General features: G+C 54.7%; 15 protein-coding genes and 2 tRNA genes. 4 read left to right on the top strand and 13 right to left on the bottom strand.

What is annotated here, in order from left to right:
* Positions 1–15: 15 nt before the first annotated feature.
* Positions 16–1,065 carry a DUF4367 domain-containing protein gene (locus tag VK694_06695; GenBank protein ID HTE58405.1) on the top strand — a complete coding sequence of 350 codons (1,050 nt, stop codon included), beginning with the start codon at positions 16–18 and terminating at the stop codon, positions 1,063–1,065.
* A gap of 232 nt (positions 1,066–1,297) precedes the next feature.
* Here the strand turns inward: VK694_06695 and VK694_06690 are convergent, their stop codons facing one another.
* Together VK694_06690 and VK694_06685 are read right to left on the bottom strand one after the other, a co-directional pair.
* Positions 1,298–2,266, bottom strand: a complete 969-nt coding sequence (locus VK694_06690; protein HTE58404.1) for a DDE-type integrase/transposase/recombinase — start codon at positions 2,264–2,266, stop codon at positions 1,298–1,300.
* A gap of 331 nt (positions 2,267–2,597) precedes the next feature.
* Positions 2,598–3,839: a sortase gene (locus VK694_06685; protein ID HTE58403.1), complete on the bottom strand. Its 1,242-nt coding sequence runs from the start codon at positions 3,837–3,839 to the stop codon at positions 2,598–2,600.
* Positions 3,840–3,940: 101 nt separating this feature from the next.
* Between VK694_06685 and VK694_06680 the strand changes: the two genes are divergently transcribed.
* Together VK694_06680 and VK694_06675 are read left to right on the top strand one after the other, a co-directional pair.
* Positions 3,941–4,025 (top strand) — tRNA-Leu (locus VK694_06680).
* A 225-nt stretch (positions 4,026–4,250) separates the two neighbouring features.
* Positions 4,251–4,496 (top strand): hypothetical protein, encoded by a 246-nt coding sequence (locus tag VK694_06675; GenBank protein HTE58402.1) that lies wholly within the window; start codon positions 4,251–4,253, stop codon positions 4,494–4,496.
* Between the two features lie 23 nt (positions 4,497–4,519).
* On the opposite strand, the gene VK694_06670 is transcribed toward VK694_06675, so the two are convergent.
* The 9 genes from VK694_06670 to VK694_06630 form a co-directional block, all read right to left on the bottom strand.
* On the bottom strand, positions 4,520–5,815 hold the full coding sequence (locus tag VK694_06670; protein ID HTE58401.1) for a hypothetical protein: 1,296 nt from the start codon (positions 5,813–5,815) through the stop codon (positions 4,520–4,522).
* Positions 5,816–5,835: 20 nt separating this feature from the next.
* On the bottom strand, positions 5,836–6,636 hold the full coding sequence (locus tag VK694_06665; protein ID HTE58400.1) for a hypothetical protein: 801 nt from the start codon (positions 6,634–6,636) through the stop codon (positions 5,836–5,838).
* Entirely contained in the window at positions 6,611–7,099 is a 489-nt protein-coding gene (locus tag VK694_06660; GenBank protein HTE58399.1) for an 8-oxo-dGTP diphosphatase, read from the bottom strand. Before VK694_06660 ends, VK694_06665 begins: the two co-directional genes overlap by 26 nt.
* The gene (locus VK694_06655; GenBank protein HTE58398.1) at positions 7,096–7,494 is read right to left on the bottom strand and encodes a MazG-like family protein; all 399 of its coding nucleotides are present in this window, start codon (positions 7,492–7,494) and stop codon (positions 7,096–7,098) included. The genes VK694_06660 and VK694_06655 overlap by 4 nt, the downstream gene beginning before the upstream one ends.
* A 12-nt stretch (positions 7,495–7,506) precedes the next feature.
* A complete protein-coding gene (locus tag VK694_06650; GenBank protein ID HTE58397.1) occupies positions 7,507–8,310 on the bottom strand; it encodes an exodeoxyribonuclease III in 804 nt (267 codons plus the stop codon).
* Complete coding sequence (locus tag VK694_06645; GenBank protein HTE58396.1) at positions 8,307–8,573, bottom strand: hypothetical protein; 267 nt, start codon at positions 8,571–8,573, stop codon at positions 8,307–8,309. The genes VK694_06650 and VK694_06645 overlap by 4 nt, the downstream gene beginning before the upstream one ends.
* Positions 8,574–8,726: 153 nt before the next feature.
* Positions 8,727–9,572 carry a hypothetical protein gene (locus tag VK694_06640; protein ID HTE58395.1) on the bottom strand — a complete coding sequence of 282 codons (846 nt, stop codon included), beginning with the start codon at positions 9,570–9,572 and terminating at the stop codon, positions 8,727–8,729.
* A gap of 343 nt (positions 9,573–9,915) precedes the next feature.
* Complete coding sequence (locus VK694_06635) at positions 9,916–10,896, bottom strand: hypothetical protein (protein ID HTE58394.1); 981 nt, start codon at positions 10,894–10,896, stop codon at positions 9,916–9,918.
* A 136-nt stretch (positions 10,897–11,032) separates the two neighbouring features.
* A complete protein-coding gene (locus tag VK694_06630; GenBank protein HTE58393.1) occupies positions 11,033–11,959 on the bottom strand; it encodes a hypothetical protein in 927 nt (308 codons plus the stop codon).
* Between the two features lie 328 nt (positions 11,960–12,287).
* Here VK694_06630 and pyrH point away from each other — a divergent pair, with 328 nt between their 5' ends.
* Entirely contained in the window at positions 12,288–12,992 is a 705-nt protein-coding gene (pyrH, locus tag VK694_06625) for a UMP kinase (protein ID HTE58392.1), read from the top strand.
* A 5-nt stretch (positions 12,993–12,997) separates the two neighbouring features.
* Here the strand turns inward: pyrH and VK694_06620 are convergent, their stop codons facing one another.
* Both VK694_06620 and VK694_06615 read right to left on the bottom strand, forming a co-directional pair.
* On the bottom strand, positions 12,998–13,591 hold the full coding sequence (locus VK694_06620) for a hypothetical protein (protein ID HTE58391.1): 594 nt from the start codon (positions 13,589–13,591) through the stop codon (positions 12,998–13,000).
* A 368-nt stretch (positions 13,592–13,959) separates the two neighbouring features.
* Positions 13,960–14,047: transfer RNA gene (locus VK694_06615), tRNA-Ser, on the bottom strand.
* Between the last annotated feature and the right edge of the window lie 176 nt (positions 14,048–14,223).

Below are 14,223 nucleotides of genomic sequence, written 5' to 3'. Positions count from 1 at the left end.
GTACAAACAAATAAGATGGGTTCTGCCAAACAAAACACTATCCAGTTGAATGGTCGGCACTACGATGCTCGGACCGGCAAATTAATGTCGGCTCAAGAGACAGTCACGAGCGGCAATAAGACCTACGTAAAACCGCTCGCCCAACAAAGTGGTGTAGTGCTAGATGGGTTTGCCAAGCGCACCCATGCCAAAACACCCGCCAAAAAAGTACACCAAAGGACCGAAAAATCTAAGACCCTCATGCGTCACGCGGTCAAAAAACCGACCACGCCAAAGGCCGGGCCCGAGCGCATGCGTGTAAAGCGTCACGTTACTCCGCACCTGGACATAGATCCCGGCCGACATTCGCGCACCACCACTATTAGCAAGAGCCACATGGTGAGCCGGTTTGGCGTACATGCACCCATAACCCCAACCACATCTGTTTTGCCTGTGCAGCCAGAGCCAACGGCACCGCCTATCAGCCCCCTCACCCAGCACCACGAAGTTTTTGGTTCTAATCTGCAACCCTTGTCTCTGGAAAAAGCTATAGAGCAAGCTACCAGCCACACCCAGCCCAAGCACAAGAAATTATCTAAGCGGCAAAAAGTTGCGCACAGACTGCGTGTCAGCAGCAAAACAACCAATATAGCAGCAGCCAGTTTGGCGACTGTTCTACTGGCAGGCTTTATTGCCTTTCAGAACGTGCCCAATCTAGCTATGCGAGTGGCCACTGCCCGTGCTGGCGTACAAGGCAGCCTGCCCGCCTACCAGCCGGCTGGCTTTGGTATGAATGGTCCTATTCAGTACAAGCCTGGCCAAATTACTATTAGCTACAAGTCAAACTCTGATACTCGGGGATTCCGGGTAAGCCAGAAGACATCCGAATGGAATACCGAGACTTTGCGCGAGGAATACGTTGCCAGTGATCGCCGCGCTTATCAGACTTTTCAGGATGGCGAGCGGACCATTTATATATACGATGGCAGCAACGCCACTTGGGTAGATGAAGGCGTCTGGTACCAAATAGAGGGCAACTCCTCATTAAATAGCGACCAACTCCTCCGCATCGCCGCCTCGATGTAGCTCGCTAACCTAAAAGCCAAAAACACCCACCCCTTCGGATCCTAGTACTTACCCCACCTTCGCCAGACAGGCGGTTCCAAAAACGTGACTGGGCAGCCGGCAAAGCTATCCGGCTCCTGCGGAACTCGTTCTGCTTTTGTCATTGATTTAACGGAATAGCAGAACTTCAGACAGTCCTCGGAGCGCAGGTAGCCCGCAATCTAATCAATACCTTCGCACCACTAACCGGCCGTTAGGCCGGTTGTCTTGCAGCCAGTTCTTGTTGTTCTTTTGGTGTCTTAAGTCCAATACCAAGGTGTAGCCGGTCGTGGTTGTAGTAGTGGAGCCAGGCGTCTAGCCTGGTCTTAGTCACCTGGCCGCGGAGCGGCCTGGTGCCCAGCAGTTCCTGCTGAATGGTCCGGTTGAAGCGTTCAATGTGGGCATTGTCATTGGACTGGCGGACTCGGCTGTGGCGAAGTTGTATGTCTTTGCTCTTCAACATGTCTTTGAGCCAAGTGGCAAACTCTGGTCCGTTGTCTGCCTGGACCGTCTGGAAGGCAAAGCCGAACAGGGCCTGGGCCTCCAGGATTGTTTGGTAGCTCCAGTGTTGTGAGATGTGGTCGTGCACAGCCGCATGTGCCATGCGGCTGTGCAGATCAATCACCGTGTAGAGGTAGAACATCTCCTTGGTCTGCCAATCCAGGAAGTGAATGGTATCTGTCTGCACGAGGGCACCAGGGGTCTCGGCCGGAGGCCGAGCCACTGGTGGGCGATACCGTTTCCATTTGCGGGACGGCACCAGTTCGTGTCGCTTGAGCGTGCGTTTCACGCTGCTCAACGAGACGGTGATGCCACGGCGGGCAAGGCTCGCCTGGATCACCTCGGCGCAGCGCTTGGTGCGCAAGCGTTCCTCCACAATGGCTGACACAAGCCCTGGGGCCAAAGCCCGGGGATGGGACTTGGGTTTGCTGCGGAGTGTGGGGATGGTTTCTCGTCCATCGAACGGAGCACGAGCCACCCAGCGGGACACGGTGCTGTGGCTGTACCCAAAGTGGCGAGCTACCGCTCGCACACTGTGGCCACGGCGAACCATGAGCACAGCCTGCATACGCAGGCGGGGGAGTTTGGGATTAGTGGTGTATGGCATATGGTTCATTATCCCTTCTTTCCACCAGCTCGCGGCTTCGCCGCTCGGACTGGTGGTGCGAAGGTATTGAACCATTACGGTAGCCTTGACCAGCCACCCAATCAGTTTCTGGAAAGCCTGATCTGGTCGGAGGTGGGGTAAGCCATCCACGTTTCGTGGCGGCATTCCCCACATGGAAGTCACGTACGCTTTGGCCAAAACTGATTAGCCAGTAGCTCCCAGCCGCCTGCGGTCCGAGGACCTGTTTGCGGCCCTGCAATCTTTTAAGTCAATAATAAATCCCGCAGGACCCAGACAGTTGGGAGCTACTGGCTAGTAATGTTTGGCCAACCGCGTACTGGCTTGTATGTGGGGAATGCACTGTTTAAATAAGAGTTTCTGGGTTTATTCAGTGGAACTTCAGGAGTTACGAGGTGAACCAGGAGGTTATTCTTTGCCAGAGGCTGGGGGAGTTGCTGGGGAGTTCTTGGGGTTGGGTGGCTTCGTCTTGGGGGATGGTGCTGGCTATGTTGCTTGCGGGGTCGGGGCTGATCTGTTCGCCAATGACTACCAGACGGTTTATGGAAGTGCCGGGTGGGTCGCAGGTTATGAGGGTAAAGGTGGCTGCCTTGGTGGTTTTGCCCAATACGGCCACTTCGGTTGGTTTGACCACCTTCTTCTCGAATATGCGGTATATATACCGTTTGCTATCTTTTTGAATCATAAAGGTATCGCCAATCTCTAGGCGGTGCAGCAGCACAAAGGCAAACTTGTACTGCCCTTTGTTGAGGATGTTGTTGCTAGAGTGGCCAAAGATAACGCCGTTGCCTAGTTCACCCGGGCCGGGCGTGGTGGCGTAGTGCACTACTCCGCGCTCTAGGGCCTTTTGTACGGCTGCTTCGCTGACAGATGGTTCGTCGTAGACAACGGGCAGTTCGGCGTTGATCTTGGGTATCAGAACGGTGGGCGCAGTCCCTACGGTGGTGCTGGCTGGATCTATGATGATGGGGCTATTGCTGACAGATTTGCTGGGTGTGATAAACGGCGCAATAAATCGTTCGTTAAAAAAACCAAAGAGTAATATAACAACCGCGACAGCTCCCAAGCCCAAACCAAACAGCAATGATTGCAGGTGTCCTTTTTTTGCGGTCCCTCGTTTTTGGATACGGCCCAGCAGCTGATCTTTGACATCTGACACACTGCGCAGGTCGGTTGTTGGGGCGTCTGTGGTGACGTGTGCGCTGGCCTGGGGGTGAACCACGGGTTTGTCTGGCTTGCTGGGTTTGGTTTCTGTGTGATGTGGTTCTATCTTGGTGTGCTTGGGCTGGTGGTCTTCGTAAAATTCCTGCCATACCTCGTGCTTGTCTTTGTCGGGTAGCTCTTGGTAATAGGTGTGCCAGGCTTTTTGTATCTCTGCTAGGGGCTTGCCCGACTGGCTAATCTCGTACAAAAACTGCTGGTGTTTGGACCGCTTCTTGCCGGCTGCTTTGGCCTCGACCAGCTCTTCTTTGGCGTTTGGTTCTTCGATATAGAGGTTGCCAATTTTTTGGCGAATCAAATCAACGGCCGGATTATCGTTCTTGCCGGTTTGTTCGGGTAATGGTTCTACCACCCGTCTTTTGGGTTGGAGGTTCTGAAATAGTGGGTTGTCTTGAAAGGGGTTATCCATGGGGTGTCTTGTGGCCGCATACGCTGGCGCTAACAGGGTAATTATAGTACAGTAGGACGGTCAAACCTATCCGTGTATAGGTTGTGCTTTAACACAGAGGAGCCGGAGTGGCGGAATTGGTATACGCGCACGACTCAAAATCGTGTGCCGCAAGGCTTGAGGGTTCGAGTCCCTCCTCCGGCACCAAAGTAAAAGGCCCGCTCTTGGCGGGCTTTTTACTTTGGTATTGAAAGTACCTCGGACCCGTACGGCGAAGCCGAGGGTTCGCTCGCAAAGAGCTCTCGCAGGTGCTTGCACCGAGAAAGCTCTGCAACTTGCCGAAGGCAGTCCCTCCTCCGGCACCTAAAAACCTCAATCGCTGTGCTAAAGACAGCCCCCTCTTCTTCTGTAGGCTGGCGTATACTGGTAGTTATGAGCGAAGACGAATTCACACGGCTATTCAAATATATGACTGAGCGCTTTGATAAAGTTGATAAATCTCTGGCAGAGAAAGCCAGTAGCTTAGATATGCAACGAGTGCTTGCCCTGCTGGATGAGATGGCCAAGCGACAGGAAATTTCTGATGACGAAAGGCTTGTCATGGGACACCAACTTGAGCGTCTAGACCGTTGGACTCACGAGCTAGCCAAAAAGATTGGTTATAAGCTTTCTGCCTAGCTTATTGCTTACCCAGTTCTATGTCATAGCACTACATTATTCTCAGCGGTAATCAGTCCTTGCTTCTGTGCTAGTGCAGCAGCGGCAATGGTGCCTACCTGTAGGGCTATGAGCTGACGGGGTCTGAGCCCGATAGGCTGCAGCCCTTCATCGACTGCCTGAGCTATTTCGATGATCTTGTCGTTCGCTCGCCGTGCCAACTTTGGCTTGTTACTTAATTCGGCCACTTGCCGGGCGCTGTTAAGCGGGACGGCAAAGTAGAGCATCTGTCTGAGAGAGGCATCAAGCTGGGGTAGCTCTGCTATTGGCTTGTTGGTAACACCGGCAAGATATGGCTCAACTTCTGCTAGCCATCCTGCTACCGCGTCGTAGTGTGGCTGTGTTTCTGGTGCTAGGTCGTCGCAAGCTATAGTGTCTCTGACGGTTTGATAAATACTGACAAGGTCTTCCATATGACCCAGTTGATCTAGGCGTTGACCTGGCGGCGTGTCAGCCTCCGAGGCCTGAGACAGCAAGTAGGGTCCCTCGCTTAATGCGGCCAAAGCAGTGAGCCCCGCTACTTTTTTGAGGTACTCGTGAGACATCTTGCCCTCGGCAGACGATCGACGTGCAAAGATTCCGTCAGCAAGCACGGCGGCAGTATTGCCATACGAAGTGCGGGGGATACCTTCATGATCCGAGAGAGCGATCAGCCACTCATTCAGCAGTGGAATATCGTGCGACATCAGCCAGTAGGCGCCTTCGTTGAGGGCAGCGCAGTGGCCGGGAAAGAAAACGGTAGGCTGGTAGAACTCCATGATTTTCATGGATGCCATTGTGCCTGGGGGCGCCTGGGACCCAAGGTGGTAGCTGTAATCTATGTTGGTCATGGATCGGTGGCTGCCCTGCAGGAAGAGTTCGGTGGTCAGTGGGCCTTGATATACCTGGTCCCCGTTGCGTTCGGCGCTTTCTGATTCTGCGTCGTAGTAGATGATTTGCCTAAGGCCAAGCTGGACCATGAACTTGGGCTCTTCCAGTACGCGAGGTGCCAGATGATCCATAGTGCCCTTGGCGACGTGCTCGTTTGAATGCACGTCGTCCTTGATATATAAGACGCCGGCATCGGGATCTGCGTCGGTTAACTCAATAACAAACACCTCAAAAAACCGGCCCATGCTGTCTACATGCTCCCTAAACTCGGCGCAGATGTCTGGGTCGTCGCGATACTTGGTCTCGAGATTCTCTAGGTTTGTGCGTAGTTCGTGTGGGCGTGGGTAGCCCTCGTGCTCTGGGACTTGGTCGATTAGGTGCTCTATGATAGGTGGCAATGCTTCAGACATAAAGGCCAACAGTAAAGGAGTTAAGCGTGATCTGCAACAAGGGTGGTCGCCAAAGCCTCCAGCGGCTTGGACGGGTTCTGCATCCACCAGACGCTAGCGGCTGCGGCTGTTTGGACTCGCCAGGCTTCTGGGACCTCCGGTAATGTGGTGGTTACCACCTGGCCATTCACGCCTATAATCAGTTGCTCTAGGTGTTGCACGACGATCATGATGGTGTGCTGGGTGGTAAAGTCGTGCAGCGTATCAACTAGTCGCAGTAGGTCCATATCGAATGTAAAGGCTCTGGTGTATCCCATCTTTGTCGCCAGCTTCTGCAGTTGCGCAAAGCTGAGCACCAGCAGGGTGTTTTGGCGGTGCACAAAGGCGTCTGGCGCAGATGTCACATAGTCTGCGGCGTCTTTGGTGAGCGTCAGATGGCCCGGGTATTTTTGAGCGAGCTTTTCGAGCAGAATGGCTGTTTCAGAATTTCTGCCTAGGTCGCCGGCTATTAGCACGGCGTCTGCCCAGGCGCTGGCGGCTACTAGTTCTGCCAGGGCTTTTTGCCCAAAGCTGCCGCTGAGGGTGCTGGGTGCGTACTCTACATGTTCCAGTATGGGTCCCACGATCTTCTTGGCAGCGTCTGGCAGCATTACCCTGACAACACCGGCACCGGTTTTTTCGGCCCGGGCAAAAGCCTCGGCCGGAGCGGCAAAGGCGTGTAAGTTGCCCCCAATGATCAACAGCTTGCCCGCGGCACTGCGCCGTTCTGGCCGGCTCCATACCAAATCTGGATACAGAGGTTTGTCGATGGTTTGTCTATGCCAAAATGTTGGATGATCCAAAATCTGTTACCTCCTGCACTTTATGGCTGAGCATGACATCTTGTTTATCAAATGCAAACGTACCGACTACTTTCTTGCCGTTCAGAACTTGTGGCAGCCAGTGTTTGTCGTCTTGCCACATGTCGCCATAAGGTATGTCGGTTGTTTTGAACCACTGAGGACGCATTTCTTCGGACTCGGTTGGCTGGCCAGTCCACTCATGGCACAGAAAGGCATGGACATGTAGATCAGTACGTTGGTCGTTCATATAGGCGTCAAAGGTGAGGTCTGCTACTTTTTCGTAGCTAGTGGGGGTGACACCTATTTCTTCCTGGCATTCGCGGACCAAAGCCTCTGTGGTGCTCTCGTTTGGCTCGAGCTTGCCTCCTGCTCCGTTCCATCTGCCGGCACCAAAGCCACGTTTTTTCATGGCCAGCAGTACCTGGTGGTCACGGATGAGGAACACAAGAGTTAGTTCTTTCATGTTTTTTCGGTGCGATAAGCCCTGAGTGCTTCTTGCCAGTTTTGGTGTCTGTCTGCTTTGGATCTATTCTTAAAATTTTCGGCTGGATACTTCTGGGCAGCCTTCTTCAGTTTTTGTTTGATAGCTTGGGTCATATCAATGTCAGTTCGTTGGGCATACTGGAAGCAGTAGATAAGTATATCGGCTAGTTCATCAGCTAGGGCTTGCTTGTCGCCCACTGCTTTCTCGGACCACTGATAGTGCTCGAGCAGTTCACCAGCCTCGATAGCAATAGATGTTGCATAGCCTCGGGGCGAATTGCCGAGCCAATCCCGCTCTTCCAGATGTTTCCAGATCAGCTGACTTATCTCTTCAAAGCTGGTGTCGCTTTGTCTGATGGTACGTGTTTTGGCCATTGCTGTCCTATCCTAGGCTGATGTTTGCAGGGTTATGCTGATGGGACAGTGGTCGGACCCCATGACGTCGGCATGGATTTGGGCCTTTTTGATCTTTTTCTTCAAGCCCTCTGACACCAGGAAATAGTCAATCCGCCAGCCAACATTATTGGCGCGGGCATTGCCCCAGTGGGACCACCAGCTGTAGTGTCCGTTGCCTTCGGTAAACATACGGAAGGTGTCTACAAAGCCGTGGTCTATGAACTTTTGGAAGCCTTCGCGCTCTTCGGTGGTAAAGCCTTTCTTGCCCTCATTTGGTTTGGGGCGGGCTAGGTCGTCGGGTGTATGAGCGACATTGAGATCGCCGCAAAAGATGACGGGCTTTTTCTTTTCTAGCTGTTGGCAGTAGGCCAGGAAAGCTGGATCCCACTGTTTGTGGCGCAGTGGTACGCGGCTGAGGTCGTCCTTGGCATTGGGGGTGTAGACGGTAACAATATAAAAATCTTCAAACTCGGCAGCGATGACCCTGCCCTCGCTATTGGGGTTGCCATATTTGTCGGCCACCAGACCGTATTTTTTCTGGATATCTTCTGGCAAACTGTTGATGACAGCTATGGGCTGGTGCTTGGTAAAGATGGCGGTGCCACTGTACCCCTTCTTTTCGGCTGAGTGCCAGTACTCCTCATAATCAGGTAGTTCTATAACGGCCTGCCCTTGCATGGCCTTGGTTTCTTGCAGGCACAAGATGTCTGGCTGGTGCGTTTTTATAAACTCTTGAAAAGCACCTTTGTTGACCACGGCGCGGATTCCATTGACATTCCAGCTGTAGATTTTCACCCAGGAATCCCCCGTGTGGCCTCTAGGCGAGCCACTCGTCTTTCAAGTTTATGAAGGTCATTACTGGTATCAGTGACCGCAGCTTTAATGAGTTTGATGTCCTCCCTTGCCTCGACAAGCTCTTCTTGTACAACCGGACGGACTTTCCTTTCGACTATGGCACCCATATTTTCTTCCAGGGCGTCGATTCGCATTCCAATGTCTTCTGTGATGAGCTCGGCTATGCGCTTCAGGTCGTCTTCGTTATAAGTCTTTTTTGCCATATATAAGAGTATAAACCACTTTATACATCTTGGAGATTAAGACATGGTAGTGCCTAGAGTGATGACTTCGCATAAATGCGAAAGAACAGGTCATCACCCTAGGGCTTTTTGTGTTGTTTGATCGGTTCTACTCGATCACCTATCGAAGTTGCGTCAGATCAGGACGTCCACCAGCTCGTGGCCGGAAGCGCCCTGCCGGAGGCTGTCGACCGCGACGGTGTAGTCGCCGTTGGGGGCGTCGAAGCGGTTGTCGTGGAAGCCGGCGACTCCCAGGTTCGGCAGCGGGGCCCAGTCGGGCTGGATGATGAAGCCGCCGTGCTGGTAGCGGAAGCTGATCGGCAGCTGCTGGCCCTGGACCGCGAACGCGACGTAGAAGTCACGCACGATGGGCTGGCCGATGATCGGCACGTTGCCAGTGTGGCCGTCCAGTCCGGGGGCGAACACCACGTCGTCGTTGTTGGGGACGTACCTGACGGCGATCGGGTGCCGCGGGTTGGCGCTGCCGTTGAAGCAGGCCAGCACGAACGAGTGATCCGGGTACCACTCCCCGTACCAGGCGGCCAGGGCCTCGAGCTGCGCGGTATGCGCCGGCCGACGGCTGGGGGGCACCTGATCCAGGGCTTCCAGGATGCGGCTGGGCGAGCTGCACAGGATGAGGTGGTAGTCACCATGCTCCACGACCACGGGCGCGCCGAGGGCTGACCGGGTGGCGAGGCCGCCCAGGGTTGCTCCGCGCATGCGGGGGACGTACACCAGGTCGGGCAGCCCGGCCGTGACGTCGCGCATGAAGTCGTGGGTGTGGTTGGGGCCGTCCACTGCCTCCAGATGCGCGGTCGGGAACTGCAAGAACATGCAGTTGGGTCCCTGGCCGGGCACACGCTCGCTGGCGCGGTTCTGGTAGAAGCTGTAGTGGACGGGCTGGTGGCGGGCCGAGCCGTACGTGACGTACGTCAGGACGCGGGTGTCGTTGATCTCGGCGGGGCCGGATGTGACGCACATGGCGTCTCCTTCATGGGTTGGGGACCGTTTGCGGTCCGATGTGAACGAGCGATAGGATAATTAATTATACAATCTTATCGATATATATGCAATAGTTTGCGATAGACTTTCGCCGTTTACGGCTCATCGGCATAGCTTTTGGTAGATCTATGGAGTCTGTTTGGGGAACGCTTGTGGTTGATATTAGCGATCGCATGAAATGCGATCCTCCACAAGCGTTCCCCGGTTTCGGAGTGTTACAGCTTCCGAAAGGCTGGTGTGATCTACGCGCTGGGCGTGTATGACCTACTCACACGGTAGGGTTGCTTGGCTCTGGATCAGAGCTGGGTACTGGGTGGGATGTCTACTGGCTGACGGGAACGCCCGGCGGGTTGCCGATGTTCACGTCGCAGTGCGACTCCTCGCCCTTGCACTTGTCCAGCACGTCCATGAGGCCCAGCCAGTAGCCGGCGCTGGGGCCGTAGAGGGCCTCGGCGGCAGCCAGGCGGGCGGCGTTGCTCTCGAGCTCGCTCTGAGCCTGGGTGGCCTCTTCGCTGCTCTGCTGGGTGCCCGAGTTGGCGGCGATGATGCCGTCCAGTTCGATGCGCACGCTGGTGCACAAGAAGTCACCCTCGCCGGGCTTGTCGACGTCGTCCCAGCCGGAGTTGCCCGATCCGCAGAAGATGTCCAGCTCGTAGCCGGTCTTGGCCCGCACGGCGTCGGCGAATGCCGCTGACATGCGGTCGCTCATCTGCTGCTCGAGCTCCGGGGTGGGGTGTTGCCAGACCTCGTCGTCCACCTCGGCGACAGCGATCCTGAAGGCATCGTCCACCGAGGGGCCGAAGTTCTCCGCCAGCATGCCGTTCCACCCTTCGGTGGAGAAGTTGGCATCGCCGGACTCGGCATCGTCGCTGGAGCATTTGTACTTGTCGCAGACGGCCCAGAAGGCGCGCAAGGCCTCTTCGTCCTGGTTGAGCGTCCAGTACGAGCTGGTGAAGCCGTTGACCTTGGTGCCATCGCTGGTGTAGCCCACCGAGGGGTTGCTTCGGTCACCGACCTTCTGGTCAGCGCCGTAGGTCACGGAACCGTCGTTGATGATGAAGTTCCGGGCGTTGCAGGGGACGTAGCGCACGTCCTCGGTATCGCTGTTGTAGTCGACGTTGTCGTCGGGGTAGACGACGTCGTGGACCTTGCGGTCGTGGCCCTTGCTGCCATCGCCCAGCACGAAACTGCACATGGACGAGGTGTTGGCGGTGCTCGAGGAGCACGCGGCACCGACGCTGGTCAGGATGGCGGTCACCACCAATGCTGAGGCGACTCGCTTGAGCTTTCGGTTGGAACTCACTGCACCTCCAGGTGCGGTTGTTGGGTTTGGAAGGTTCGTGACTCTCGGATGAGGGTCGGGTGGCACAGCTCACATGTGTCATGAGCCGTTGGGGAGAAATGTTGTTTCAGTTGAAAGAAGGCCTAGCGCCCGTGGCTTACTTGCTCCAGGTGCGCTCTGCGTTCATGATGTCGGCGTTGACCAGGTAAACGGCAAGACTGCTCGTGTTGCCGTCCCTGATATCGTCGAGCACCATCTCTGCAAAACCTCGCATCGCGTTCTCGCCGCTCTCCATGAGTTCACGGGGATTGTCGTAGTAGCGCGGGCAGTCCTGCACGTCGATGTACTTGATGATCAGTCCCCGAAGATTGCCCAGATGGTTCTTGAAATTGTCACTATCTTCGTTGACCGTGGTGCCGAGGGGCACCTGGCGCTCGAAGTATGCGTCACAATCCCAGACGATCTGGGTGATCAGCTGCTCCATGTCGCTGCGGTTCACCTGCGGCGCTAGCTGCAGGATGTCTCGCAGGATGTCGCTGACCTTGCGGGGCGCATGGAATGCCGGCCCTGAGTCTTCGCTCCGTGACGATTTGGTGAACACAACAATCGTGGCGATTGCCGCAAGCACCACTGCCACGCAGCCCACGGCAAGTGGGACGAGGGGTGGTTCATCTTCTGGCTTGGCCGACTTGGAGGCCGCAGCCTCGGGGTTGCGATCCTGCCAGTGGTGGACATTCCGGATGAACGTAATCAGGGTTTCACTCTGGTTGGTCGAAACGCTGATGGCTCGATCCATCAGGTCGGTCGCCTCGCCGGCGGGCAGGATGGCCGAATAGGCCACGATCTGATCGCCGACGGATAAACCGATGATGTTCTTGCCACCGAGAGCCTCGTCGATTCGCTGCGCGAACGCCGTCAGATCGGCTGGCTCTTCTCCCGACTCGCTGATGGCCTGCTGCGGCAGCATGATGATGAAGACGTAGTCTCCTTCATGTATCTGATGCAGCAGTTCTCCGGCGGTGTCGGGGGTTGTTCCTTCGGTGCCTGGTGCGACGTACACGGGACTGGCCTTGAGGGCTTCCACTGTGTCGTCCAGGGTCTCTGCATGTGCAGTGCTTGCTGTGGCCAGGAGGGCCACCACAGCAGTGCACAATGCAGTCACGACTCGTATCAACGCTCCACCTCCCTAGGTGATGGATTTACATGGGTTTAAAGAACTAACTGAAACGGGCAAATATTAACATATGATGGACTAATAGTCAATTTAATTCTAAAGTGTCAGAAGCTCATATCTACCCTATTTTCAGACTTGTGCACAGCTCCCGGGCTTTATTGCATAAAAATTTCTGCTCTTACTTATCTGCACCACAGTAATGGCGAAGAGCAATTGAACTTATGCTAGACTACCAGTAATGTACAAACGCGTACTCCTGAAGCTCTCTGGTGAGCAATTAGCTGGCAAGTTTGACGTTGGGATTGACCCCCAGGTAGCCGCCTACTTTGCGGACGAGGTAAAGAAGACCACCAAAGCCGGCTACCAGCTGGTGATTGTGGTGGGCGGCGGCAATATGGCCCGCGGTGCCGAAGTTGCCAAGCAAGGCATTCGTCGCGTCACCGGCGACCACATGGGCATGCTCAGCGGACTTATTAACTCTATAGCTATGACTGATATCTTCGAGTCGCACGGCGTGCAAACCCGGTGCCTCAGCAATGTCTTTGCTGACCAAGTGGCAGAAATGTACTCATTCAGACGGGCCGATAAACATATAGAGCTTGGTCGAACAGTTATTGTGGCTGGTGGCACCGGCCGGCCCTATTTTACCCACGACACTGCGGCTATAAATATTGGGCTAGAACTCAGTTGCGATGTCGTCCTGAAGGCTACCAAAGTAGACGGGGTATATGACAAAGATCCCACCAGATTCCCCGGCGCCAAGAAGTTTGACGAACTCGACTATCAGACAGCAGTACAAGATGGCGCCATAAAAGTTATGGACAAAGCTGCCCTGGGCCTGGCTATGGAACAAGGCATGCCAGTGGTTATCTACGAAGCCATGGTACCAGGCAATCTGCTGAAGATTTGCCAGGGCGAAAAAGTCGGCACCACCGTTAAGTAGGCGCACTATTCCCAAAAGGCAACGGTTCTAAAGGTGGCTTGGGCGAGTTTTTCATCTGCGGGAGCTGGGGCTGTGTAACTACGTTTACTGTTTCTTGTGATCAGCCCTCGGTTAGCCTGGGTGTGTGCAGACCAGCTCAGTACGGCGTTGCCAATGCGCTCTCCTACCTGAGCTACCCGCTGCCACCTGTGTTGCGCATCGTTAGTAGGTTCCGTCTCGAGCAGGTCTGTTGCGACGGATTCGCGTAGAACACTCACGACAAGGCTTTTTTGGACATGTGTATCCCTAAAGCGTCCCATTCGTGCAAAGAGAACTTCATATCCGTCGGGTACCGCTGTTCTGTTTGGCTGGTCATGGACGTATTGCAGCCCGACTTGCATGACCTCGTTAGTCTGTCGGTACGGCAGACCTAGGTTGCCTAGGTGCTGGTCTACTCCGTCGGGAAAACCCAGTACGGCCGGGCGAGCGTCGGTTAAGTCCCATCGTCCCCTGTTGGGCATGGCACGCTGAACTTCCTCAGGATCATATGCCTGCTGAAGGTGTGGATTGTAATCATAGACGCCTTCGAAAAAGCCATCCTCAATAGTAGGTGTGCTCATAGGTCGGTTATTATATAACAAACCGTAGTTATTTCAATCATTAGGTACCTGAATCCCGAAACTACACCCCTGTTATAAGGATTTGGGTGAAGTTGCCGTCTCTGTTGGGGTGAGTAGACTTTCATTTTCACCTACCTCTGTTAAATTGAGTTTCGGGATTCAGGTTTAGGTCTCTTAGCTCAAACTCAGAAATAGCCCTCTTCAGAGGGATTCGCCTCGGGCGAGCGCAAGTGCGCTGCCTATTCGACCCCAAACATGCCGTCAGGCATCTTTGGGGCTACGGGTCCGGGGAGTGCCACAGGCACTCCCGTTCGAATCCCCTTCGCCTAGCCAAATAAAAAAGCCCAACAAAGTCAGGCTTTTTTATTTGGCGGAGGGAGAGGGATTCGAACCCTCGAGGGCTTGCACCCAACACGCTTTCCAAGCGTGCGCCATAGGCCACTAGGCGACCCCTCCTCGTATAGCTTCACGCCAAGAAATCTTTTCTTTTTCAAGGACTGGGATTTCTTGGGTTCTGCATACAACCTTCGCTGATCGCTCGTTTGCCAACGTGTAATGCTGAGGTAGCTGATTCGCCGGCAAAACAAGTTTGCCCGGCAAATCTAGCTACCTCAGCAAGCCGGTTCCTCTTC

It is taken from the genome of Verrucomicrobiia bacterium, from assembly GCA_035489575.1.
In the GTDB taxonomy this organism is placed as follows: Bacteria; Patescibacteriota; Saccharimonadia; order Saccharimonadales; family JAGQNK01; genus DATHJY01.
This window is presented reverse-complemented; position numbering and strand designations above follow the sequence as displayed.

What these genes read in the sequence shown, in the direction of transcription:
- VK694_06655 (HTE58398.1), bottom strand. Translation starts at nt 7,494, where the DNA reads ATGGCCAAAACACGTACCATCAGACAAAGCGACACCAGCTTTGAAGAG.
- VK694_06695 (HTE58405.1), top strand. Translation starts at nt 16, where the DNA reads ATGGGTTCTGCCAAACAAAACACTATCCAGTTGAATGGTCGGCACTAC.
- VK694_06685 (HTE58403.1), bottom strand. Translation starts at nt 3,839, where the DNA reads ATGGATAACCCCTTTCAAGACAACCCACTATTTCAGAACCTCCAACCC.
- VK694_06640 (HTE58395.1), bottom strand. Translation starts at nt 9,572, where the DNA reads ATGTGCGTCACATCCGGCCCCGCCGAGATCAACGACACCCGCGTCCTG.
- VK694_06690 (HTE58404.1), bottom strand. Translation starts at nt 2,266, where the DNA reads ATGGTTCAATACCTTCGCACCACCAGTCCGAGCGGCGAAGCCGCGAGC.
- pyrH (HTE58392.1), top strand. Translation starts at nt 12,288, where the DNA reads ATGTACAAACGCGTACTCCTGAAGCTCTCTGGTGAGCAATTAGCTGGC.
- VK694_06645 (HTE58396.1), bottom strand. Translation starts at nt 8,573, where the DNA reads ATGGCAAAAAAGACTTATAACGAAGACGACCTGAAGCGCATAGCCGAG.
- VK694_06660 (HTE58399.1), bottom strand. Translation starts at nt 7,099, where the DNA reads ATGAAAGAACTAACTCTTGTGTTCCTCATCCGTGACCACCAGGTACTG.
- VK694_06670 (HTE58401.1), bottom strand. Translation starts at nt 5,815, where the DNA reads ATGTCTGAAGCATTGCCACCTATCATAGAGCACCTAATCGACCAAGTC.
- VK694_06620 (HTE58391.1), bottom strand. Translation starts at nt 13,591, where the DNA reads ATGAGCACACCTACTATTGAGGATGGCTTTTTCGAAGGCGTCTATGAT.
- VK694_06675 (HTE58402.1), top strand. Translation starts at nt 4,251, where the DNA reads ATGAGCGAAGACGAATTCACACGGCTATTCAAATATATGACTGAGCGC.